The organism is Mucilaginibacter lutimaris (genome assembly GCF_042676625.1).
GTDB classification, from domain to species: Bacteria; Bacteroidota; Bacteroidia; order Sphingobacteriales; family Sphingobacteriaceae; genus Mucilaginibacter; species Mucilaginibacter lutimaris.
Genome location: NZ_JBHTIA010000008.1, coordinates 47,233 through 68,236 on the forward strand (window position 1 = coordinate 47,233; position 21,004 = coordinate 68,236).

Genomic DNA, 21,004 nt, shown 5'->3' on the forward strand with positions numbered 1-21,004 from the left:
AAACAATTGATTATGGAGGTATTTTGCTCCTTTACTTTGAAGAGGTTAGCGAGAGTTAATTAGTAATAAACTTGCTTTTGTATAAGTACTTATATAAATTGCATTCATGAATTTGTATCAAAGTTTAGGATACCTGGTTTTTGGCAGCCGTTTAAGGCGTATGAGCGAAGCGTTCCTGAGTGAAATAAACCGAATTTACCAGACTGAAGGCATTGATTTTGATGCCAGCTGGTTCCCGGTGTTTTACCTGCTGTCGAAAAACGACTCGCTTTCTATAAAAGAACTGAGTGAGCAAACAGAAGTATCGCACCCCGCGGCAAGCCAGCTGATAACCAACCTGAAGAACCGTAAACTTGTAGAAACTACAACCCATGCGGATGATGGCCGCAGGCAAATGGTACAATTTACAGATAAAGGCCGGGCACTGCTCAAACAGATACTGCCCGTTTGGGATGCTATTACTGCAAGTATGAATGAACTGGAAGCGAGCGATGCTAAAATTGCGGAGATACTGCCTGCCATATCTGCCTTAGAAGTTGCCTTTAAGGCTTATAATCTTGCCGATAAAGTTGGAGAAAAGCTAAACCCAATGCCTAATGAAAAACTTTTACTACGGGATTGAACACCTAACCATTGGCCTAAGCCTGGATATTGCGGCCGGTAAGGTTAAAGGTTTGATAAATAACGATGCCGCCGCTCATGTTCACACGTCATGGAAAGAGGTTGAAAAAATTGTGCATGCGCGTTTGCCTGTATATGGTATCAACACCGGTTTTGGTCCGCTTTGCGATACCCGTATTTCTGAAGAAGACACCAGCCTGCTGCAAAGCAATATTTTAAAAAGCCATAGCGTGGGGGTGGGTAAACCTATTCCGCAGGAAATTGCCAAGCTGATGCTGATAAGCAAGGTGCATGCTTTAGCACAGGGTTACTCGGGTATTGCGCCGGCAACTTTAGACCGAATTATATGGCATATAGATAATGACGTGATTCCGGTTGTGCCCGAAAAGGGCTCGGTTGGTGCATCTGGCGACCTGGCACCTTTGTCGCATTTGTTTTTGCCGTTAATAGGTTTGGGCTATGTTAATGTTGGCAAAGAAAAATATGCCGCGGCAGAGATCCTTAAAAAACATGGTTTGCAGCCTTTGGTATTGGGCCCAAAAGAGGGACTTGCCCTAATCAACGGCACCCAGTTTATACTCGCATTCGCCATCAAAGCGGTAGAGCGTTTAAATAACATATTGAATGTGGCCGACCTGATCGGCGCCATGTCGCTTGAAGGTTTAATGGGTTCGGCAAGGCCATTTGACGAGCGTTTGCATGCCATCCGCCCGTATAAGGGCACAAAGCTCGTTGCAAAGCGATTGGCTGCTTTGTTACAAGGCTCGGCCATTGGCAGCTCTCATGTGGATTGCGATAGGGTGCAGGATCCATACTCTCTACGCTGTATGCCGCAGGTGCACGGCGCTTCGCGGAATGCCTGGCTGCATCTAAAAGAATTGACGGAAATAGAGCTGAACTCTGTTACCGATAACCCGGTAATATTTAATTCCGATGACACCATAAGCGGGGGTAATTTCCACGGCCAACCATTGGCCCTGCCCTTAGATTATGCTACTGTGGCCGCCGCCGAGTTAGGCAACATTGCCGACCGCCGCTGCTACCTCATGAGCGAAGGCCGTTATGGCTTGCCAAAATTATTAACAGAGCATGCAGGTCTGAACTCGGGCCTGATGATACCGCAATACACCACTGCCGCGCTGGTAACCGAAAACAAAAGCATGTGTTTCCCTGCCAGCGCCGATAGTGTACCCACCTCGCTTGGGCAGGAAGACCATGTATCAATGGGTTCTATCAGCGGGCGCAAACTGCACATGGTGCTGGACAATATTGAATATATACAGGCTATTGAGCTGCTGTACGCATCGCAGGCGCTGGAGTTTCGCAGGCCGCTGCAAAGCACCCCTGTAATTGAAGAATTGCAAAAATTGGTAAGGCAGCATGTGCCGTTCATAAAAGAGGACAGGATCTTCTCGGATGATATTAATGCCCTTCATCAACTGATTATCAGCAGTGAATTTCAATCGGTGGCTAACCAGGCCGCTCAAAAACATAACATCAATATAAACGACGATGACGAGTTCGGAATTTATTAAAACATACGCCAACCATCCGGTTTATAAAGCTCCGGTTGGCAACCAACTCCACGCCAAAAGCTGGCAAACAGAAGCGCCGTTACGTATGCTGCTAAACAACCTCGACGGACAGGTAGCCGAAAACCCCGACGAACTGGTGGTTTACGGCGGCATCGGCCAGGCAGCCCGCAACCCGGAAGCGCTCAGAAAAATAATTGAGCTTTTATTAGAATTGGATGAGGAACATTCGCTATTGGTGCAAAGCGGTAAACCCGTGGGGATCATTCGCAGCCATCCGCAGGCGCCAAGGGTTTTAATAGCCAACAGTAACCTGGTACCCGCCTGGGCTACCTGGGAACATTTTAATAAACTGCGCGCCGATGGCCTGATGATGTACGGGCAGATGACCGCCGGTAGCTGGATCTACATTGGTACCCAGGGCATCTTGCAAGGTACATATGAAACTTTTGAAGAAGCAGGCCGCCAACATTTTAATGGCAACCTAACCGGTAAACTTATTGTAAGCGCCGGCATTGGCGGTATGGGTGGCGCGCAGCCATTAGCCGCAACCATGGCAGGCGCTGTATTTTTAGGTGCCGATGTAGATGTAACACGCATCCAAAAACGTATAGAAAGTAGATACATTGATAAGCTTACCCATTCTTACGATGAGGCCATTACCTGGGTTAAGCATGCAATGGCAAAGGGCGAGACGCTATCTGTAGGATTAGTGAGCGATGCCGGTGATATGCTGGAACGATTGATAGCCGACGGTATTGTGCCTGATATGGTTACCGACCAAACCTCGTCACACGACCCGCTTAATGGATATATCCCTAACGGTTTAAGGCTGGATGAAGCCGCAGATATGCGCAAAGCAGACCCTGAACAATATAAACGCCTCTCGCTGGCAAGTATGGCCCGCCATGTTGGCTTTATGTTAGAATTACAAAAACGCGGCTCAGTTACATTTGATTATGGCAACAACCTGCGCGAGTTTGCCAAACAAGGGGGTGAGCAAAATGCTTACGATTTCCCGGGTTTTACTCCGGCGTTTATTCGCCCGTTGTTTTGCGAGGGAAAAGGGCCGTTCAGATGGGTAGCCCTGTCCGGCGATCCTGAAGATATATATGTAACAGACCGGGCGCTGATGGAGGCGTTCCCCGAAAACAAGCCGTTGATAAACTGGCTGCAAAAAGCACAAAAGCAAATCGCTTTTCAGGGCCTGCCTGCCCGCATCTGCTGGCTGGGCATGGGCGAACGCGAAAAAGCGGGTTTGATATTTAATGAGTTAGTGGCAAGCGGGAAAGTGAAAGCGCCAATTGTTATTGGTCGCGACCATTTGGATTGTGGCTCGGTAGCGTCACCCAACCGGGAGACAGAGGCTATGAAGGATGGCTCGGATGCTGTATCTGACTGGCCATTGCTTAACCTGATGGCAAATACCTCTGGTGGGGCAACATGGGTATCGTTCCATCACGGTGGTGGGGTGGGCATGGGTTATTCACAGCACGCCGGTATGGTTGTAGTAGCCGATGGCACCGAACGTGCAGCAACGTGCCTGAAGCGCGTACTGCATAACGACCCTGCCATGGGCATCTTCCGCCATGCGGATGCCGGGTATGACAAAGCGCAGGATTGGGCCGAAAGGTTTGGTTTGAAGGTGTGGTAATTTAAGTCAGAAGGCGAATTAAAAAACGTCAATCGGGCGATAGCGTGGCAATCTTCAATTGAAAAGTCAGCGACAAGCATGCCGAGGATAACGAAATTTAGAATGTATTATAACAACAAATGCAAAAGTTAATAGGTCCATTCAAGCAAATACTTCCTTTAAACGGGTTGCCATTAAAAGGCGCGTTAAAGGACGAACAACTGCATGTTATACTAAACGGTGGTGTGCTGGTTGAGAATGGAATTTTATTAGCGGTTGGCGATTTTGATGAACTGCGGAACGCAAACCCGTCTGCCCAAATAGAAGAGATGCAGGGCGACAGCGTTTTGCTACCCGGTTTTGTGGATTGCCATACGCACATTTGTTTCGGTGGCAACCGGGCAAAGGATTACGCCATGCGTATAGCAGGTAAAACCTATCTGGAAATAGCAAAAGCCGGCGGTGGCATTTGGGATACTGTAACCCAAACCCGTGCTGTTGATGAAGCTGCATTGGTTGCGTCGCTGGTACAACGCGCTAACCGCCATTTAGCCGAAGGTGTAACAACTATAGAGGTAAAAAGCGGCTACGGCTTAGGTATAGATGAAGAGTTGAAACAACTACGTGCCATTAAAACAGCATCAGTCCAAACTAAAGCTAAACTAATGCCTACCTGCCTTGCCGCGCATATGGTGCCAAAGGATTTTAACGGATCGCAGGAAGAATATTTACAGTATATGGTAGATGATCTGCTGCCCATTATCAAGCAGGAAAACTTAACGAACCGCGTAGATATATTTATTGAGCAAAGTGCTATTGATAAACAAAACGCGCTGGTTTATTTAAACAAGGCCAAACAATTAGGCTTTGACATTACCGTACATGCCGACCAATTTACCACCGGCGGCAGTGCTGTTGCGGTAGAGGTTGGAGCTGTTTCTGCCGACCACCTGGAAGCAAGCGGCGAAGAAGAGATTGGCCTGTTGGCAAAGTCCCAAACCGTGGCGGTGACCTTGCCGGGCGCATCTTTAGGGTTGGGTATGCCGTACGCACCCGCCCGTAAATTGCTTGATACAGGTGCATGCCTTGCCATAGCCAGCGACTGGAACCCCGGTTCGGCACCCATGGGCGACCTGCTGATGCAAGCCGCCGTAATGAGCGCGGCGGAAAAATTATCGGCAGCAGAGGTGTTCGCAGGGTTGACTTACCGCGCCGCAGCTGCGTTAAAATTAGATAACCATGGTATATTAGCGCCGGGCAAACTTGCCGATATGCAGGCTTACCCATGTGCCGATTACCGTGAAATATTGTACTACCAGGGGAAGTTAAAGCCGACAAGCGTTTGGGCTGGCGGAGTTACTAATAAACCATTGAACTGATAAACCAATGAACCAATTAATCGAATGTGTACCCAATTTTAGCGAAGGTGTAAACCTGGGCATCATTAAACAAATTACCGACGAGGTAGAGAGCATTGAAGGTGTACGATTGCTAAACGTTGATCCCGGCAAGGCTACCAACCGCACAGTTGTAACCTTTGTAGGCAAGCCTAAAGCGGTTATACAGGCAGCATATCTGGCCATAAAAAAAGCCGGTGAATTGATAGATATGAGCAAACATAAAGGCGAACACCCAAGGATGGGCGCAACAGATGTTTGTCCGCTGATACCTATTGCCAATATCAGCATGGAAGAGACTGCAGAATACGCTAAGCAACTGGCTAAGCGCGTTGGCGAGGAACTGGGCATCCCGGCATACTTATACCAGCATGCGCAGGCGGATAAAAAGCGCGATAACCTGTCAGTGATCCGTGCTGGGGAGTATGAGGGCTTCTTTAAAAAGATAAAACTACCGGAGTGGAAGCCCGATTTTGGACCGGCGGAAATGGATGTTAAACGTGGTGCTACTGTTATTGGGGCAAGGGATTTCCTGATCGCGTATAATATCAATCTGAATACGACATCAACCCGCAGGGCCAATGCCATTGCCTTTGATGTGCGCGAGGCCGGCCGTGTAATGCGCGAAGGCGACCCGGTTACCGGCAAGATCATTACCGACGAGAATGGTAAACCCAGATCCATCCCCGGCACGCTGAAAAGCGTAAAGGCCATTGGCTGGTATATTGAGGAATATGGAGTGGCGCAGATCTCGATGAACTTAACAAATATTGAAGTTACGCCCATACATGTTGCCTTTGACGAGGTTTGCAAAAAGGCGGCCGACCGTGGCATCCGTGTAACCGGCAGCGAATTGGTTGGCCTTATCCCATTGAAAGCGATGCTGGATGCGGGTAAGTACTTTTTGCGGAAACAGCAGCGCTCGGTAGGGGTGAGCGAGGCGGAGATCATCAAGATAGCCATCAAATCTATGGGTTTAGATGAGCTTGGTCCGTTTAACCCGGAGGAGCGCATTATAGAATATTTGCTGCGAGATGCCAATACAAGCAAGTTAGTGGGAATGACCTTATCTGCCTTTGCTGATGAAACCGCAAGCGAAAGCCCCGCGCCGGGTGGTGGTTCAATATCAGCTTATATAGGCACTTTGGGTGCATCGCTGGCTACAATGGTGGCTAACCTGTCGTCTCATAAAAAAGGCTGGGATGCCCGTTGGGAAGAATTTAGCGATTGGGCGGAGCAGGGGCAAGCTTTAAAAGATGAATTGTTAAAACTGGTTGACCTGGACACGGCTGCTTTTAATAAGATAATGGAGGCGTTTAGTTTACCTAAAGGGAGTGATACAGAAAAGACCGCCCGGGATGGGGCCATACAGGCTGCTACCAAATACGCTATTGAAATTCCTTTAAAGGTGATGGAAACCGCTTACCAAAGTTTACCGCTGATACGGGCGATGATAGAAACCGGTAACCCAAATTCGGTAACGGATGCGGGCGTTGCAGCTCTTTGCGTGCGATCTGCGGTAATGGGTGCCTTTATGAATGTAAAGATCAACGCATCGGGTTATAAGGATAAAACTTTTGTGGATGAGGTTTTAAAGCGCGGGGAAGAGATAGAAAAAAACACCATAGCTGCTGAAGCGGAGCTAATTGCTTTGGTGAATGCGAAGATTAAATAGCATGGCATAATTGTTGGTTAATTATTTTAAACATAAATTAACCATATGAAAAGCATATTCAAATTATTAATGGGCGCCGTTATTATAACAGCGGCATCTTGCAGTGGTAACGGCAGCAAAAGCACTGTAGATACCGATAGTACGGCAGCCTATAACAGCAGTAGCACCGAAGCTGCAACCGATAGTAACAAAAAGGCATTAGAAGCAAAAGATTCTACAGAGGTGTTTGACGATACCAAGTTTGCAGTAGCCGCTGCAAATGGTGGCCTCATGGAAGTACAGTTGGGCAAGCTGGCCCAAACCAAAGGTTTGTCGCCAAAGGTTTTGGAATTTGGAAAAATGATGGTTGAAGATCATTCAAAAGCCAATAAAGAATTAATGGCTTTAGCAGGTACCAAAACTATTACCCTCCCGGCTATTTTGGATAACAAAACCCAAAAAGACTATGATGATATGGCCAAGCTTAGTAAAACTGATTTTGACAAAGCCTATACTGATTACATGGTAAAAGACCACAAGGAAGATATTGATGAGTTTGAGAAAGAGGCGAAGGATGGTAAAGATGCCGAGTTGAAGGCATTTGCCGCTAAACATGTACCTATTTTGACACATCATTTAGAGATGGCACAGCAAGCTGCTGATGCTGTAAAGAAATAAGACTAACAAGTTGAGGAAACAAAGAGCTGCGTTTTTCGCGGCTCTTTGTTTTACGTGCTTAGCTGTATTAAAAGTGATACCTTACAAAAGCCTCCATAGCCGCGTATTCGGCCATGCCTAAGCGGTCGTAATTTTGGGCGGTTTCACGGTTACGGTCCTCGGCGCGTACCCAAAATTCACGCGCGTCATCCCCGGGGAATACCGGCCTGTCTTTTTGCGACTGATGTTTGAATATGGCGTTGCGTTTGCGCAACACCTCGGCAGGCGAAAGCGGCACAGCCATTTCAATTTCGTGAGTAGCAAACTCATGCCATGCGCCACGGTACATCCACACCCAGCAATCATTCACCCAGGCTTCAGTTTTGCGCAGGCGGCGTAACGATTCGATTATAATATTGAAACACACGATGTGGGTACCATGCGGGTCGGCAAAGTCGCCGGCGGTAAATACCTGCTGGGGTTTTACTTTTTGCAGCAGCTCCATGGTTAGTTTAATATCTTCTTCGCCTACCGAGTTCTTCTGCGTTTTGCCGGTTTCATAAAAAGGCAGGGCCTGGAAATGGATATTACTATCAGACAGCCCTGCAAACCTCGCGCCCGAGATGGCCTCTGTTTTACGGATAAAACCTTTAACATCTCTTATTTCGGGTGTATCAACCTGGTTAGGTAATTTCTTGTCGATGAATTGGCGCATATCGTCATAGATGCTTTGCAGTTTGGCGGTGTCCTCACCAACACTCTCTTTAAAATCTATCGCGAACTCCATGTATCTCAAAACATCATCGTCCCATACGGCGGTGTTGCCCGATGTTTGATAGGCCACATGTACATCATGCCCCTGGTCTACCAAACGGATGAACGTGCCACCCATCGATATTACGTCATCATCAGGATGCGGAGAGAACACAATGGAACGCTTGCGGGCAGGCTCGGCACGCTCCGGGCGCTGGCTGTCATCTGCCCCCGGCTTGCCACCCGGCCAACCGGTAATAGTATGCTGTACTTGGTTAAAAATATCGATGTTGATCTGGTAAACGGGGCCCTGCTCAACAGCAAGCTGTGCCATGCCATTATTGTTATAATCTTCTTCGGTTAATTTAAGGATGGGTTTGCCAACCGCGCCCGATAGCCAAATAACCGCTTTTTTCTTTAGGCTATTATCCCAAACACAGTCACTCACCAGCCAGGGAGTATCAAAGCGGGTAAGTGCCGACGCGGCATCCACATCCAAAACAAACTCTACATTATCTGATAGTTGCAGGAAGGTTGCCGGTACTTCTCCCGAAATTTCGCCCTCAACGGCTTTGCGTACAATAGGTGCTTTTTTGGCGCTCCAGGCCATCAGGATAATTTCGCGGGCTTTAAAAATGGTGCCCACACCCATGGTGATGGCTTTGGTAGGTACGTTTTGCTTACCACCAAAATCGCGCGAAGCATCGTTACGGGTAAGGTCATCAAGCGTAACCAAACGGGTGCCCGAGTTTGGCGCGGAGCCCGGCTCGTTAAAACCGATGTGCCCTGTACGGCCGATACCTAAAATTTGCAGGTCAAGGCCACCAAGCTCTTCTATCTGCCTTTCATATTCTAAACAAAACGCGGCCACTTCATCCTGCGGTAAAGTACCGTCGGGAATGTGCACCAACGATTTATCGATATCTATATGGTCAAATAAATTTTCGTTCATGAAGGTAACGTAGCTTTGCACCGCGTCGGGCTTCATAGGGTAATACTCATCAAGGTTAAAGGTGATCACGTTTTTAAATGATAAACCTTCTTCTTTGTGAAGGCGTATCAGTTCGGCGTAAACCTGTATTGGTGTAACCCCTGTTGCCAAGCCTAATACGGTTTGTTCGCCGGCCGCCTGCTTTTTACGGATTAGTGCCGCTATTCTTGCGGCTACTGCTAAAGATGCGGCGTGCTGATCGGGATATACCGTAACCGGCAGCTTTTCGTAACGTGTTTCTTCTAATAAATTTAATCTTGCCATAATCAGGTTAATATATTGCTTTGTTCAATTTGGTCATTTAAAATATCGGCACAAAAAAAATCCTCACCGAAGCAAGGATTTACAACCAATTAACTATAAAATTTATCCCAGCTAACAAGGATAACAAGTGCGCGTATTTCAATGATTTAACTTTCATCATTAATACAAACTTAATAAACATATATTACAAAATCAAAATACTTATTAAAATAATTTAAAAAGATTTAAATTTGTCCATGCGTGGGAAATCATTTAAATTCGGTCATTAATTTTGCGTTACTTAATTAAAATGGCTACTTTGAATCAATTGAAACAAATATTACTTACGGGGATATTGTTGTTTTGTATTGCGCCTATGCTTTTTGCGCAGGTGAAAAAGAAGTCTGTTAAGCAAAAGACTACAACCTCAAAACATATGGTTGTGGCAAAACCCCTTGCACCCCCCCAGGCGCACATAAGCCCCCAGCTAAAGAATTTTTTGATGTTAGCTGCTGCAGCTAACGTTACTTTTACTTTCCCCAAGGGTTTTAGAGAGATAAAAGCCCCCGATAACGAAGATATTTCTTTCGATTATGCTATGGAGTTACCGGGCAGGGATTTCGAGATCTGGTTCCAGGCTAAATCGCAAAAAGAGAACTACGCGGCTTATCAACGCACTATCGGCAATAAAAATACAGCACAGGCTAACCCGGATTCGCTTTACCTTGGTATGGGTACCGCGCAAGCTAAGGCCTTTACCGGTGATGATAATTTTTTGGTACGCGACGTTCCGAAAAGGTACAGGGTTAGGTATAATGCAGATGCAGGGAAAACCTATTTGCTGAATTTGCTTGATGCGCCTGTAACAAAACATTATAAATACGCGCTGCTGATAACCCTGCAAAAAGACCACATTGGAACCATCCTGGCAGTTTGCTTCAGCAATGAAAAAGGCCCCGAATTTTTCAAGAATATCGATAAAGCCAGCAGCTGTATAAAATTTAAACAATAGCCTGTAAATGTTAATAAGTTGGCACATTTAAATATTAATTTAAGTGGCATAACTATATTTTTGCATTTGAGGCTAAATAAGCCTAAAATATTTGATCTGAGCATGGCAGAAACAGTAAATTATGATGATGATAGTATACGGTCGTTAGACTGGAAGGAACACATTCGCTTAAGGCCGGGTATGTACATTGGTAAACTGGGCGATGGCTCGGCTTATGACGATGGTGTATATGTATTGCTGAAGGAGATCATAGACAACTCTATTGATGAATTTGTGATGGGATCGGGCCGTACCATTGAGGTGAACATGAACGATCATAAAGTATCTGTGCGCGATTATGGCCGTGGTATCCCCTTGGGTAAAGTGATAGATTGTGTATCGAAAATAAACACAGGTGGTAAGTACGATAGTAAGGCTTTCCAAAAATCGGTAGGCTTAAACGGGGTGGGTACCAAGGCGGTTAATGCTTTATCTAACTCGTTTACTGTACAATCTTACCGTGATGGCCGCACCAAAATAGCGGAGTTTGAAAAAGGGGAACTGAAAAGGGATGAACCCGAAAAGGAAACATCACAACGTAACGGTACGGCCATTAACTTTATACCCGATGATACCATCTTTCGGCATTACCGCTTCATTCCCGAGTTTGTAGAGAACATGATCTGGAATTACGTGTTCCTGAATGCCGGTTTAACAATCAATTTTAACGGTCAAAAATATCTTTCGGAAAAAGGCCTCTACGACCTGTTGGTTCGAAATGCCGATGCCGAGAACCTGCGCTACCCTATCATCCACCTAAAAGGCGAGGACATAGAAATAGCCATGACCCACGGGCAATCGTATGGGGAGGAATACTATTCATTCGTAAACGGGCAGCACACTACGCAGGGTGGTACGCACCAGGCTGCTTTTCGCGAAGCTGTGGTGAAAACCATTCGCGAGTTTTATAAAAAGGAATTCGACGCTTCGGATATCCGCGCGTCTATAGTAGCCGCTATCGCGATAAAAGTACAGGAACCGGTTTTTGAATCGCAAACCAAAACTAAACTTGGTTCCCAAAATGTTGGTCCGGATGGCCCGTCGGTACGTGGCTTCATCAACGATTTCCTGAAAAAGGAACTGGATAATTATCTGCATAAAAATCCCGCTACGGCCGATGCATTGCTTAAGCGCATCCTGCAATCGGAGCGTGAACGGAAGGATATTGCCGGCATAAAAAAACTGGCTAACGACCGCGCCAAAAAGGCATCGCTGCATAACCGTAAACTACGTGATTGTAAACTGCATTTTGATGATAACCACGAGCGCAGGCAGGAAACAACCCTGTTTATTACCGAGGGCGACTCGGCAAGTGGTTCTATCACTAAATCGCGCGATGTACAAACCCAGGCGGTATTCAGCTTAAAAGGTAAGCCGCTAAACTGTTTCGGGCTTACCAAAAAGGTGGTTTACGAAAACGAAGAATTTAACCTGCTGCAACACGCGTTGAATATAGAGGACGGGATAGACGGGTTGCGCTATAATAACATTGTAATTGCTACCGATGCCGATGTGGATGGGATGCACATACGGTTATTGCTCATGACTTTCTTTCTGCAATTCTTCCCTGATCTGGTAAAGGCCGGGCATGTACATATACTGCAAACACCATTGTTTAGGGTGCGCAATAAAAAGCAAACTATTTATTGCTACAGCGACGAAGAGCGCCGTGATGCTATTGCCAGCCTGGGTGTTAAACCCGAAATAACGCGCTTTAAAGGGTTGGGAGAGATCTCGCCCGATGAGTTTGGTTTATTCATCGGTAAGGATATCAGGCTCGATCCGGTGTTCCTGAAAGATGCCAACATCAAAGCCTTGCTGGAGTACTTTATGGGTAAGAATACGCCAACCCGCCAACAGCACATTGTAAACAACCTGCGTGTAGAAAAGGATGACGAAAGTGTAAACCCTTTAATAGCCGAGAGTATAGATGAAGTGGAGCTGCCTGTAGCGGTTTAGTTTGATGTTTAATTAAAAAGCCTTAACTTGTATCCCCCGTTCCTGAAAGAGCGGGGGATTTTTGTTACAATAAAACACAACCTGTTGTTATGGGTTAGTAGCATACACTATGAAACAACACGACATTAAAGTATCTTTTAAGGAGTACGATAACATAACCGAACTTAAACCCGCCGATCAAAACCTTTGTGCCGAGGCTGTTAACGCAATGGCAACATCGCATTCGCCGTATTCTAAGTTTAGGGTGGGGGCGGCACTGCAATTGCAAAGCGGCAAAATTATACATGCCAGTAACCAGGAGAACGTTGCCTATCCATCGGGCTTATGCGCCGAGAGGGTGGCACTGTTTCATTGGGGCGCCGGCCATGCGGATGACCCGGTTGTAAGCATGGCCGTAACCGCGCATACCGATGACTTTCCGTTGCTTAAGCCGGTAACCTCTTGCGGTGCTTGCCTGCAGGTAATGGCCGAAGTGGAAAAAAGGCAAAACAGCCCCTTACGCGTATTGTTGTATTGCATTGATGGCCCCGTGTGGGTTATTAACGATGTAAAAAGCATGATGCCTTTTATGTTTTTTGAAGAACGTTTAGTACAGCCCGTATGAAGATCAGAATAATATTACTTTTAGTTTTAGCCACATTTGGTATAGCGGCCCACGCCCAGCGAGGCTTCCCGTTTGATAACGAGATCCGCGATTTTAAACACCAGGATAGCATAAGCATGCCCGCTAAAAACGGCATTCTTTTCACCGGTAGCTCTTCTATCCGCAAATGGACCGACCTGGAAAAACGTTTTGCCGGTAAACCCATTATCCGTCGCGGTGTTGGTGGTTGTACTATTGAGCAATTGGTAAATTACTATACGCCATACATCTTGTATCCATACCAGCCGCGTAAAATATTTATATACGCGGGCGAGAACGACATAGCCGAAGGCAAAACAGGCAAATTTACTGCCCGCCAGTTTTACCGGCTCTGGGCCATGATCAAACAAAACCTGCCCAATGCCGAGATCTATTATATGGCTATAAAGCCAAGCCCCAGCCGCGCCAAATATTTTTCTGAAGTTAGGATAGCCAACTCACTTGTGCGCAGTTTTATTAAAAAACGTAAGCATACCCACTTCATTGATGTTGCCTCGGTAATATTAGATCCTGTTACCAGAAAACCCGATACCAGCCTTTTTGAAAGCGATATGCTGCACCTTAACAGCAAAGGTTACGATAAATGGCAGGCAGTACTTGCACCGTATGTAAAATAATATCGAATGATGGATTTCGAATAGAGAATAATGAAGTGAGTCTCTATTTCGATATTCGGTGTTCAACATTTGATGTTCGATATTCATTTTTAAATGATCTTACCCCTCTCTGCTTCAAAGAGAGCCGGGGAGGCCCAAAAGAAAAGCCCCTTAACAGGGGCTCATCTCACACTTAAACACTAAACTATATTATTTAAAAATGCTGTAAACGTTGGTTATCTTCCAGCCGTTGCCGGTATTGGCTAATGTTACATAATTGCTGCGGGTAAAGTGGTCGTACTTCATATCCACTTTTACCACGGTTATATCTGCGCTATTCTCTACAATGCGGGTGCTTGTAGTGCAGGCCTGCTCCACATTTTTCTCTTCTTTCAAAAAATCGGTCATTTGCTTTTTGTCGAAACTTAACACGGTGTTACCGCGCTGTATATCAAACTTTGCCGATTTATCTATTACCTGGCTAAGGTTGCTTATTCGCCCAAGCGTCATAGCATTTACGTAAGTATTAATTGCGTGGGTTTTGGTGAGGTTAACATCTGGTACATCATTAGCTTTTGCAAAGCTGCAGGTTGCTAATAAAACGAGGCCAAGGGTAACTGATTTGAAGGTTTTCATGGTGTTGCGAATTGAGTTTTGTAATTAATTTTTGTTGTTTAATTTTTTTAGTACCGATCAGTTAACTCGTATATAAGATGTAGGCAATTATCAAATAGTTACAGCCTAAAAGGTTAAAATGCAGCATTTAACAAACATTTAACATTTGTGCCCTAATGGTTATATTTGGCTATGGTTGATTTTACCACCATTATACTACAATACGGAGAGAACGGAGATAAAACCGGCTGGACCTACATTGTATTACCAGCCAATATTGCACAGCAATTGTTTGCCGGTAATAAACGCTCGTTTAGGGTTAAGGGTAAATTAGACGAGCTGCCTGTTGCGGGGCTATCTGCCATGCCCATGGGCGATGGCAGTTTTATGATAGCTCTTAAAAAAGAGATTCGTAAAGGCATACGGAAAGAGCATGGGGCAATATTGCGGGTAAGGTTAGCTCACGATAAGGATTTTAAGATAGAGATGCCCGATGATTTAAGGGAGTGTTTCGACTACGAGCAACCGGAGGCATTTGAATATTTTTGCGGGCTGGCCAAATCACACCAGGGTTATTTTATTAAGTGGATAACCGACGCCAAAACTGAAGAAACCCGCGCCGGTCGCATCGCGAAAACCATTAATGCCATGGTTAGGCGCATGGATTACGGCGCTATGCTGCGCGAGCAGAAGAAATTACGGGAGTGAATCTAACTAAAGTGATTATTTGATTCTTTTTATAAACTCAACTGGAGAATACACCTGTAAAACAGGAATACTGTCTTTTCCTAATTTTTTATCACGCGAAATAAAGTAATCGAGCTTATGGTATATCGCAGTGTAATACTGCAAAGCATCCTCAATATCGTCGATTTTGGAATGTAAGGCTATTAATGCTGTATCGTGAGGTATATCTATTAGCGTAACATGCTCAAGCAAGTTTAAAAGTATTTTTTTTGACTTTAATGCTCCATAGGCTTTTGACACCCAATAGCCCGTTATATGCAACACCGAAGACGTTATATATCCGTCAACATCTTTTTCTTCTATTAATTCAAATATATCTTTTGCATCATTATAATACTCACGCTTAAGTATATAGTCAAGCAATACGTTGGCATCTAAAAAAACCTTAATTGCCATGCTTTTTATCCTGGTAGTACATTTCTTTTAAATTAGCTTTCGCGTCTATATCATGTGGCCCCAGGTTTTCAACCATATTCATAAAGCTTTCTTTTTTTACAGGCCTTAACACATTCTTAAAGTACTTTTCTACCAAATCAGATACACTTGTATGCTGTTTTTCGGCATAGGTTTTTATGCTTTTTAATAACCCTTCTTCTATAGTTAAATTTAGTCTGCTTTTCATAAAAGTAAATATACGCATTTAACTTATTTATACGCATTGTAATTGTTTAAATGTTAATAAAAATGCAGATTTTTATAGCTGAAAACAACGCTTATGGCGCCCCTATTTCTGCACATTTATCTATCTTTACCCATCCATAATTTTTTTAGCTGCATAATGAGCGAAGATCTGAACACTCCTGATATTCCTGAAAATAATAACGAAGAAAATAGGCTCAATAAAGTTACCTCCCTTGACGGGCTATACGAAAATTGGTTCCTGGATTATGCCTCATATGTAATACTTGACCGTGCCGTTCCCCACATTAACGACGGGCTTAAACCTGTACAACGCCGCATACTGCATTCGCTAAAAGAACTTGACGACGGGCGTTTTAATAAAGGCGCCAATGTTATCGGTAACACCATGAAATATCACCCTCACGGTGATGCGTCTATTGGAGACGCCATGGTGCAGTTAGGACAAAAGGAATTGTTGATAGATACACAGGGTAACTGGGGCCGACCGGTTACAGGCGACTCCGCAGCAGCTCCACGTTACATTGAGGCGCGTTTATCAAAATTCGCGCTTGATGTTGTATTTAACCCCGATACAACCATTTGGCAGGCCAGTTATGATGGCCGTAACCGCGAGCCCATAACTTTACCAGTAAAGTTCCCGTTACTGCTGGCACAAGGCGCAGAAGGTATTGCTGTAGGTTTGGCCACTAAAGTATTACCACACAACTTTGTTGAACTGATAGATGCCTCAATAGCTGTATTAAAAGGCGACAGGCCGAATTTAGTACCGGATTTTCCGACAGGTGGGATGGCGGATGTTTCTGCGTATAATGAAGGCCAGCGTGGCGGTAGGATTCGTGTAAGGGCAAAGATAGAAGAACGGGACAAAAAAACTCTTGTAATAACAGAGGTGCCGTTTTCTACCACTACTGTAAGTTTAATAGAAAGTATTATATCTGCTAATGATAAGGGCAAGATCAAGATTAAAAAAATTGATGACCATACGTCTAATGAGGTAGAAATTATTATTCATTTGGCGCCCGGCATTTCGCCTGATGTCACTATTGACGCGCTTTACGCCTTTACCGATTGTGAGGTATCTATATCGCCAAATACTTGTGTTATACAGGACGACAAACCACGCTTTATGAGCGTGAACGATATGCTTACCGAAAGCACCTACTTCACTAAAGATCTGTTGAAGCAGGAGCTGGAAATAAAGCTGAAGGAACTGATGGAGAAGATCTTTTTTAGCTCGCTGCTAAAGATCTTTATACAGGAAGGGATGTACAAACACCCCGATTACGAAAACTCTTCCGATTTTGAAGGGGTGCTTACGGTGCTGAACAGGTTGTTCGAACCGTTCTTCCCGCAGTTTTACCGCACCATATTGCCGGAAGATTATAAAAAACTGATTGATAAGCCAATGAGCAGCATCACCCGTTTTGATGTGAAAAAAACGGATGAGCAGATAAAAAATTTAGAGGCCGAGATAAAAACGGTTAAAAACCACCTTAAACATCTTACAGATTATACCATTGCATGGTTTGAGAAACTAAGGGAAAAATATGGTAAGGACCGTGGCCGTAAAACCGAACTGCGCACCTTTGATAAGGTAGAAGCTGCCCAGGTGGCCCTGGCCAACGTAAAACTTTATGTGAACCGAGAGGATGGTTTTGTAGGCACAGGTTTAAAGAAAGACGAGTTTGTAGGCGACTGTTCGGATATCGACGAGATCATCGTGTTCCGTGGCGATGGCAAGTTTGTAGTTACCAAGGTACAGGATAAGGTTTTTGTAGGGAAAGACATTTTACATGTTGCCGTATTTAAAAAGAACGATGAGCGCACCGTTTACAATATGATCTATAAAGACGGGCAAAGCGGCGTAAGCTATATTAAACGCTTTGCGGTTACGGGCGTGACCCGCGACAAAGAGTACGATCTTACAAAAGGAAGCAAAGGCTCTAAAGTACTGTACTTTACTGCCAACCCTAACGGAGAGGCCGAGGTGGTGAACGTGCAATTGAAACCACATCAAAAGTTAAAAAAACTACAGTTCGACGAGGACTTTGCGGCGCTGGCAATAAAGGGCCGCGCATCTATAGGTAACATGGTTACCAAGTACCCGGTTAAAAAAGTGGTCCTGAAAAGTAAGGGCATATCAACCCTCGCCGGCCGTAAGATCTGGTACGATGATATCCTTAAACGCCTAAATGCCGATGGCCGTGGCAAATACCTTGGCGAGTTTGACGGTGACGACCGTGTACTAACAGTTATGAGCAACGGTATTTACGAGCTTGCCAGTTTTGATCTTAACAATCATTTTGATGATAAGATGATCGTGATTGAAAAATACGATCCTGCAAAAGTGTTTGCCGTGGTGCATTATGATGGTAAATCCAAGAACTATCTGGTAAAGCGCTTTGTGTTTGAGAACACGGTTATTGGCAAACAAACCAGCATCATTAGCGACGAAAGCGGCTCAAAACTGGTGTTAATATCTGGCGCCGCGCAGCCAATTGTAAAAGTAGAACAGCTAAAAGGTAAAGCGCTTACCCCCGAAGAAGCCGACCTTAACCTTACCGACCTGATAGATGTAAAAGGTATGAAGGCGATGGGTAACCGCTTATCAGTCCATCAAATAAAAAGTGTAGAGCTATTAGCCGAGCACGATGACGAAAACGATGTGCCGGACCCGGCACCAGATTCGGTTGAGGATACCGAGATCACGATAACCGGCGAGGATAAAGAAGTTGCCGATACAGCACCTGCAACGCCTATAACCGCCGCCCCGCAAACAGAATTAAAAAGTCCTGTTGCAGAGCAGCCAAAGCCAACTGAACCAATAGCAACAAAATCCGAAAAATCATCTCGCGAACAATCGGTGAAATCATCTCAGGAATTGGTGCAACCTGCTAAAAAAATAGATTTCGAAATTACCAACCCGGATGATATTGATATTGACGATAAAGGGCAGTTGGGATTATTTTAAGTGAGTGCGGTATGTTAAAGAGATTATTGATTTATTGCACGCTGTTGTTCGGCGTGGTCATAGCTGCTAAGGCCCAAGAAGTAGCACACAACTTTGCTTTGGGGGATAAAGATTTCTTGATGGATGGCAAGCCCATGCAAATGATCTCGGGCGAGATGCACTATACGCGCATCCCCCGCGAGTACTGGCGCGAACGTATGAAAATGGCGAAAGCCATGGGCTTAAACACCATTGGCACCTACGTTTTCTGGAATGCGCATGAGCCCGTGCAAGGTAAGTATGATTTTACCGGGAATAATGATATAGCCGAGTTTGTGCGTATAGCCAAAGAAGAAGGCCTTTGGGTGGTAATGCGCCCAAGCCCATACGTATGTGCCGAATGGGAGTTTGGCGGCTACCCGTGGTGGTTATTAAAAGATAAAAATTTAAAGGTGCGCAGCAAAGAGCCCGCCTTTATTAACGCTTACCGTAATTATATGATGGAGGTTGGCAAGCAGCTTGCCCCTTTGCAAATAAATCACGGCGGCAATATCCTGATGGTGCAGATTGAGAACGAGTACGGTTCGTTTAGCGATGATAAGGAGTACCTGGCCCAAAACGAGAAGATCTTTCGCGAAGCCGGGTTTGACGGGCTACTGTTTACCTGCGATGGCCCGGGCCAGATGCCCGCGGGTTATTTGCCCGGCTTTTTACCCGCTGTAAACGGCGAGGACAATCCCGCCAAAGTAAAAGAGCTCATTAATAAATACCATAACGGCAAAGGGCCTTATTACATAGCCGAATGGTACCCTGGCTGGTTTGATAGCTGGGGCAAACCTCATAGCGGCAGTAATGCTGACGAAGACGCTAAAAAACTGGATGAAGTTTTATCGGCAGGCATATCTATCAATATGTATATGTTTCATGGTGGTACAACACGCGATTTTATGAACGGCGCTAACATGAGCCGTACAGAAGCTTACGCGCCGCAAACTTCAAGTTACGATTATGATGCCCCGCTGGATGAAGCTGGCAACCCAACACCTAAATACTATAAGCTAAGGGCTGTAATAGCAAAACATTTACCGGCGGGACAAACCTTGCCGGATGTTCCCGAACGTAAGCAACGCACATTTGGCTTAGAGGTTATTAGGTTTAGTGGTGTGGCAAACTTGTTTAGTAACTTAGGAAAGCCCATAGAGGCCGAAAGACCGATGAGCTTTGAGGATCTTGACCAGGGATACGGCTTTGTGCTGTATCGCACCACATTGCAAAATGCAGCTGCCGGTTTGCTTAAAATTAGGGAGCTTAGAGATTATGCTACGGTTTATTTGAATGGTAAACGCATTAGCGTTTTAGACCGCCGCTTAAAGCTGGATTCGCTGCAGTTGAATAGCCCTGCGCCAAACAGTACATTAGATATTTTAGTAGAGAATAATGGCCGCATCAATTATGGCCCTTACCTTACTGATAACCGGCAGGGAATTACAGATAAGGTAACCCTGAACGGGCAAGAGTTGCTGGGGTGGAAAATGTACCAGTTCCCATTCACTACAACATCGGGGTTTAGATATTTGCCTATAAAAAATGAAGGTGAATTGCAGCCTGCCCTTTACCGTGGTACGTTTTCGCTACGCGGGGTGGTAGATACATACCTGGATATGAAAAGCTTTGGTAAAGGCTTCGTATTTGTAAACGGGCATAATCTGGGTAAGTATTGGAACATCGGCCCGCAGCAAACCTTATACGTGCCTGCCGCGTGGTTAAAGAAAGGGGTAAATGAAGTAGTGGTATTCGACCAGTTAAAAGGCGGCCATACCGAGCTTTCAACCTTTGATCATCCCGTACTGAACGAGGTAGTTAAGCAGTAATTTAATAGCATATAATAAGCAAGGGCACCATTTTGGCGCCCTTGCTTATTTGTAAGTATTTTTTGTACTGCTGATTACAGGATCAGGATCAATACTAAAATGATGATGATGATAGCACCAACTGAAAGGTAAATACCACCGCCACCCATGGCTTGTGCTTCACTTTTAAGTTCTTTCAATTCGGTTTTTAATTCTTTTTTCTCAGCTTTGTTTAACTGCGATTTATCCATCGCTTTTATTTCCTCAACGCGCTGTTTTATTTCTTCGCAACGGGCAACCCTTTGCTCTTTGGTCATGTTCGCGGCAGCTTCTTTGTAAACATCTCTCTTGTCTCCAAGCGTTGCAGCATTACTGTTAAAGGCAGCTACAGTCAGTAGCATCGTCATGGCAATTAAATAGATTTTCTTTTTCATAGTTGTAATGTTGTAAGTAGTTTATTTTACTGATAA

At 45.1% G+C, this 21,004-nt stretch carries 18 protein-coding genes; 13 read left to right on the plus strand and 5 right to left on the minus strand.

What is annotated here, in order from left to right; genetic code table 11:
* The first annotated feature begins 106 nt into the window (after window positions 1-106).
* The 6 genes from ACFQZI_RS11680 to ACFQZI_RS11705 all read left to right on the plus strand — a co-directional run bounded on the left by ACFQZI_RS11680 (window position 107) and on the right by ACFQZI_RS11705 (window position 7,515).
* Window positions 107-622, plus strand: a complete 516-nt coding sequence (locus ACFQZI_RS11680; RefSeq protein WP_377142735.1) for a MarR family winged helix-turn-helix transcriptional regulator — start codon at window positions 107-109, stop codon at window positions 620-622.
* Window positions 597-2,156, plus strand: coding sequence for a histidine ammonia-lyase (gene hutH, locus ACFQZI_RS11685; RefSeq protein ID WP_377142736.1), 1,560 nt, complete (start codon window positions 597-599; stop codon window positions 2,154-2,156). Before ACFQZI_RS11680 ends, hutH begins: the two co-directional genes overlap by 26 nt.
* Window positions 2,134-3,807, plus strand: a complete 1,674-nt coding sequence (gene hutU, locus ACFQZI_RS11690) for a urocanate hydratase (RefSeq protein WP_377142737.1) — start codon at window positions 2,134-2,136, stop codon at window positions 3,805-3,807. Before hutH ends, hutU begins: the two co-directional genes overlap by 23 nt.
* Window positions 3,808-3,926: 119 nt before the next feature.
* The gene (gene hutI, locus ACFQZI_RS11695; protein WP_377142738.1) at window positions 3,927-5,165 is read left to right on the plus strand and encodes an imidazolonepropionase; all 1,239 of its coding nucleotides are present in this window, start codon (window positions 3,927-3,929) and stop codon (window positions 5,163-5,165) included.
* A gap of 7 nt (window positions 5,166-5,172) precedes the next feature.
* The gene (gene ftcD, locus ACFQZI_RS11700; RefSeq protein WP_377142739.1) at window positions 5,173-6,858 is read left to right on the plus strand and encodes a glutamate formimidoyltransferase; all 1,686 of its coding nucleotides are present in this window, start codon (window positions 5,173-5,175) and stop codon (window positions 6,856-6,858) included.
* Window positions 6,859-6,903: 45 nt separating this feature from the next.
* Complete coding sequence (locus tag ACFQZI_RS11705; RefSeq protein ID WP_377142740.1) at window positions 6,904-7,515, plus strand: DUF4142 domain-containing protein; 612 nt, start codon at window positions 6,904-6,906, stop codon at window positions 7,513-7,515.
* A 67-nt stretch (window positions 7,516-7,582) separates the two neighbouring features.
* On the opposite strand, the gene ACFQZI_RS11710 is transcribed toward ACFQZI_RS11705, so the two are convergent.
* Entirely contained in the window at window positions 7,583-9,502 is a 1,920-nt protein-coding gene (locus tag ACFQZI_RS11710; RefSeq protein ID WP_377142741.1) for a glucosamine-6-phosphate deaminase, read from the minus strand.
* Window positions 9,503-9,791: 289 nt separating this feature from the next.
* Here ACFQZI_RS11710 and ACFQZI_RS11715 point away from each other — a divergent pair, with 289 nt between their 5' ends.
* The 4 genes from ACFQZI_RS11715 (at window position 9,792) to ACFQZI_RS11730 (ending at window position 13,751) form a co-directional block, all read left to right on the plus strand.
* Window positions 9,792-10,493, plus strand: coding sequence for a hypothetical protein (locus ACFQZI_RS11715; RefSeq protein WP_377142742.1), 702 nt, complete (start codon window positions 9,792-9,794; stop codon window positions 10,491-10,493).
* Between the two features lie 102 nt (window positions 10,494-10,595).
* Window positions 10,596-12,491: a DNA topoisomerase IV subunit B gene (locus ACFQZI_RS11720; RefSeq protein ID WP_377142743.1), complete on the plus strand. Its 1,896-nt coding sequence runs from the start codon at window positions 10,596-10,598 to the stop codon at window positions 12,489-12,491.
* 109 nt (window positions 12,492-12,600) lie between these two features.
* A complete protein-coding gene (locus ACFQZI_RS11725) occupies window positions 12,601-13,095 on the plus strand; it encodes a cytidine deaminase (RefSeq protein ID WP_377142744.1) in 495 nt (164 codons plus the stop codon).
* A complete protein-coding gene (locus ACFQZI_RS11730; protein WP_377142745.1) occupies window positions 13,092-13,751 on the plus strand; it encodes a GDSL-type esterase/lipase family protein in 660 nt (219 codons plus the stop codon). Before ACFQZI_RS11725 ends, ACFQZI_RS11730 begins: the two co-directional genes overlap by 4 nt.
* A 189-nt stretch (window positions 13,752-13,940) precedes the next feature.
* Here ACFQZI_RS11730 and ACFQZI_RS11735 read toward each other — a convergent pair whose 3' ends face one another.
* Window positions 13,941-14,366 (minus strand): nuclear transport factor 2 family protein, encoded by a 426-nt coding sequence (locus ACFQZI_RS11735; RefSeq protein WP_377142746.1) that lies wholly within the window; start codon window positions 14,364-14,366, stop codon window positions 13,941-13,943.
* A 171-nt stretch (window positions 14,367-14,537) separates the two neighbouring features.
* Between ACFQZI_RS11735 and ACFQZI_RS11740 the strand changes: the two genes are divergently transcribed.
* The gene (locus ACFQZI_RS11740) at window positions 14,538-15,053 is read left to right on the plus strand and encodes a YdeI/OmpD-associated family protein (protein WP_377142747.1); all 516 of its coding nucleotides are present in this window, start codon (window positions 14,538-14,540) and stop codon (window positions 15,051-15,053) included.
* Between the two features lie 15 nt (window positions 15,054-15,068).
* On the opposite strand, the gene ACFQZI_RS11745 is transcribed toward ACFQZI_RS11740, so the two are convergent.
* Together ACFQZI_RS11745 and ACFQZI_RS11750 are read right to left on the minus strand one after the other, a co-directional pair.
* Window positions 15,069-15,488 (minus strand): type II toxin-antitoxin system VapC family toxin, encoded by a 420-nt coding sequence (locus tag ACFQZI_RS11745; RefSeq protein ID WP_377142748.1) that lies wholly within the window; start codon window positions 15,486-15,488, stop codon window positions 15,069-15,071.
* On the minus strand, window positions 15,478-15,714 hold the full coding sequence (locus ACFQZI_RS11750; protein ID WP_377142749.1) for a DUF6364 family protein: 237 nt from the start codon (window positions 15,712-15,714) through the stop codon (window positions 15,478-15,480). The genes ACFQZI_RS11745 and ACFQZI_RS11750 overlap by 11 nt, the downstream gene beginning before the upstream one ends.
* A gap of 156 nt (window positions 15,715-15,870) precedes the next feature.
* Here ACFQZI_RS11750 and ACFQZI_RS11755 point away from each other — a divergent pair, with 156 nt between their 5' ends.
* Together ACFQZI_RS11755 and ACFQZI_RS11760 are read left to right on the plus strand one after the other, a co-directional pair.
* Entirely contained in the window at window positions 15,871-18,705 is a 2,835-nt protein-coding gene (locus ACFQZI_RS11755; RefSeq protein WP_377142750.1) for a DNA gyrase/topoisomerase IV subunit A, read from the plus strand.
* 11 nt (window positions 18,706-18,716) lie between these two features.
* Window positions 18,717-20,555, plus strand: coding sequence for a glycoside hydrolase family 35 protein (locus tag ACFQZI_RS11760; protein ID WP_377142751.1), 1,839 nt, complete (start codon window positions 18,717-18,719; stop codon window positions 20,553-20,555).
* Between the two features lie 74 nt (window positions 20,556-20,629).
* Here the strand turns inward: ACFQZI_RS11760 and ACFQZI_RS11765 are convergent, their stop codons facing one another.
* Entirely contained in the window at window positions 20,630-20,968 is a 339-nt protein-coding gene (locus ACFQZI_RS11765) for a hypothetical protein (protein WP_377142752.1), read from the minus strand.
* Between the last annotated feature and the right edge of the window lie 36 nt (window positions 20,969-21,004).

What these genes read in the sequence shown, in the direction of transcription:
- ACFQZI_RS11760 (WP_377142751.1), top strand. Translation starts at nt 18,717, where the DNA reads ATGTTAAAGAGATTATTGATTTATTGCACGCTGTTGTTCGGCGTGGTC.
- ACFQZI_RS11755 (WP_377142750.1), top strand. Translation starts at nt 15,871, where the DNA reads ATGAGCGAAGATCTGAACACTCCTGATATTCCTGAAAATAATAACGAA.
- ACFQZI_RS11720 (WP_377142743.1), top strand. Translation starts at nt 10,596, where the DNA reads ATGGCAGAAACAGTAAATTATGATGATGATAGTATACGGTCGTTAGAC.
- ftcD (WP_377142739.1), top strand. Translation starts at nt 5,173, where the DNA reads ATGAACCAATTAATCGAATGTGTACCCAATTTTAGCGAAGGTGTAAAC.
- hutH (WP_377142736.1), top strand. Translation starts at nt 597, where the DNA reads ATGAAAAACTTTTACTACGGGATTGAACACCTAACCATTGGCCTAAGC.
- ACFQZI_RS11765 (WP_377142752.1), bottom strand. Translation starts at nt 20,968, where the DNA reads ATGAAAAAGAAAATCTATTTAATTGCCATGACGATGCTACTGACTGTA.
- ACFQZI_RS11680 (WP_377142735.1), top strand. Translation starts at nt 107, where the DNA reads ATGAATTTGTATCAAAGTTTAGGATACCTGGTTTTTGGCAGCCGTTTA.
- ACFQZI_RS11715 (WP_377142742.1), top strand. Translation starts at nt 9,792, where the DNA reads ATGGCTACTTTGAATCAATTGAAACAAATATTACTTACGGGGATATTG.
- hutU (WP_377142737.1), top strand. Translation starts at nt 2,134, where the DNA reads ATGACGAGTTCGGAATTTATTAAAACATACGCCAACCATCCGGTTTAT.
- ACFQZI_RS11750 (WP_377142749.1), bottom strand. Translation starts at nt 15,714, where the DNA reads ATGAAAAGCAGACTAAATTTAACTATAGAAGAAGGGTTATTAAAAAGC.
- ACFQZI_RS11730 (WP_377142745.1), top strand. Translation starts at nt 13,092, where the DNA reads ATGAAGATCAGAATAATATTACTTTTAGTTTTAGCCACATTTGGTATA.
- ACFQZI_RS11725 (WP_377142744.1), top strand. Translation starts at nt 12,601, where the DNA reads ATGAAACAACACGACATTAAAGTATCTTTTAAGGAGTACGATAACATA.
- ACFQZI_RS11735 (WP_377142746.1), bottom strand. Translation starts at nt 14,366, where the DNA reads ATGAAAACCTTCAAATCAGTTACCCTTGGCCTCGTTTTATTAGCAACC.
- ACFQZI_RS11705 (WP_377142740.1), top strand. Translation starts at nt 6,904, where the DNA reads ATGAAAAGCATATTCAAATTATTAATGGGCGCCGTTATTATAACAGCG.
- hutI (WP_377142738.1), top strand. Translation starts at nt 3,927, where the DNA reads ATGCAAAAGTTAATAGGTCCATTCAAGCAAATACTTCCTTTAAACGGG.
- ACFQZI_RS11740 (WP_377142747.1), top strand. Translation starts at nt 14,538, where the DNA reads ATGGTTGATTTTACCACCATTATACTACAATACGGAGAGAACGGAGAT.
- ACFQZI_RS11710 (WP_377142741.1), bottom strand. Translation starts at nt 9,502, where the DNA reads ATGGCAAGATTAAATTTATTAGAAGAAACACGTTACGAAAAGCTGCCG.
- ACFQZI_RS11745 (WP_377142748.1), bottom strand. Translation starts at nt 15,488, where the DNA reads ATGGCAATTAAGGTTTTTTTAGATGCCAACGTATTGCTTGACTATATA.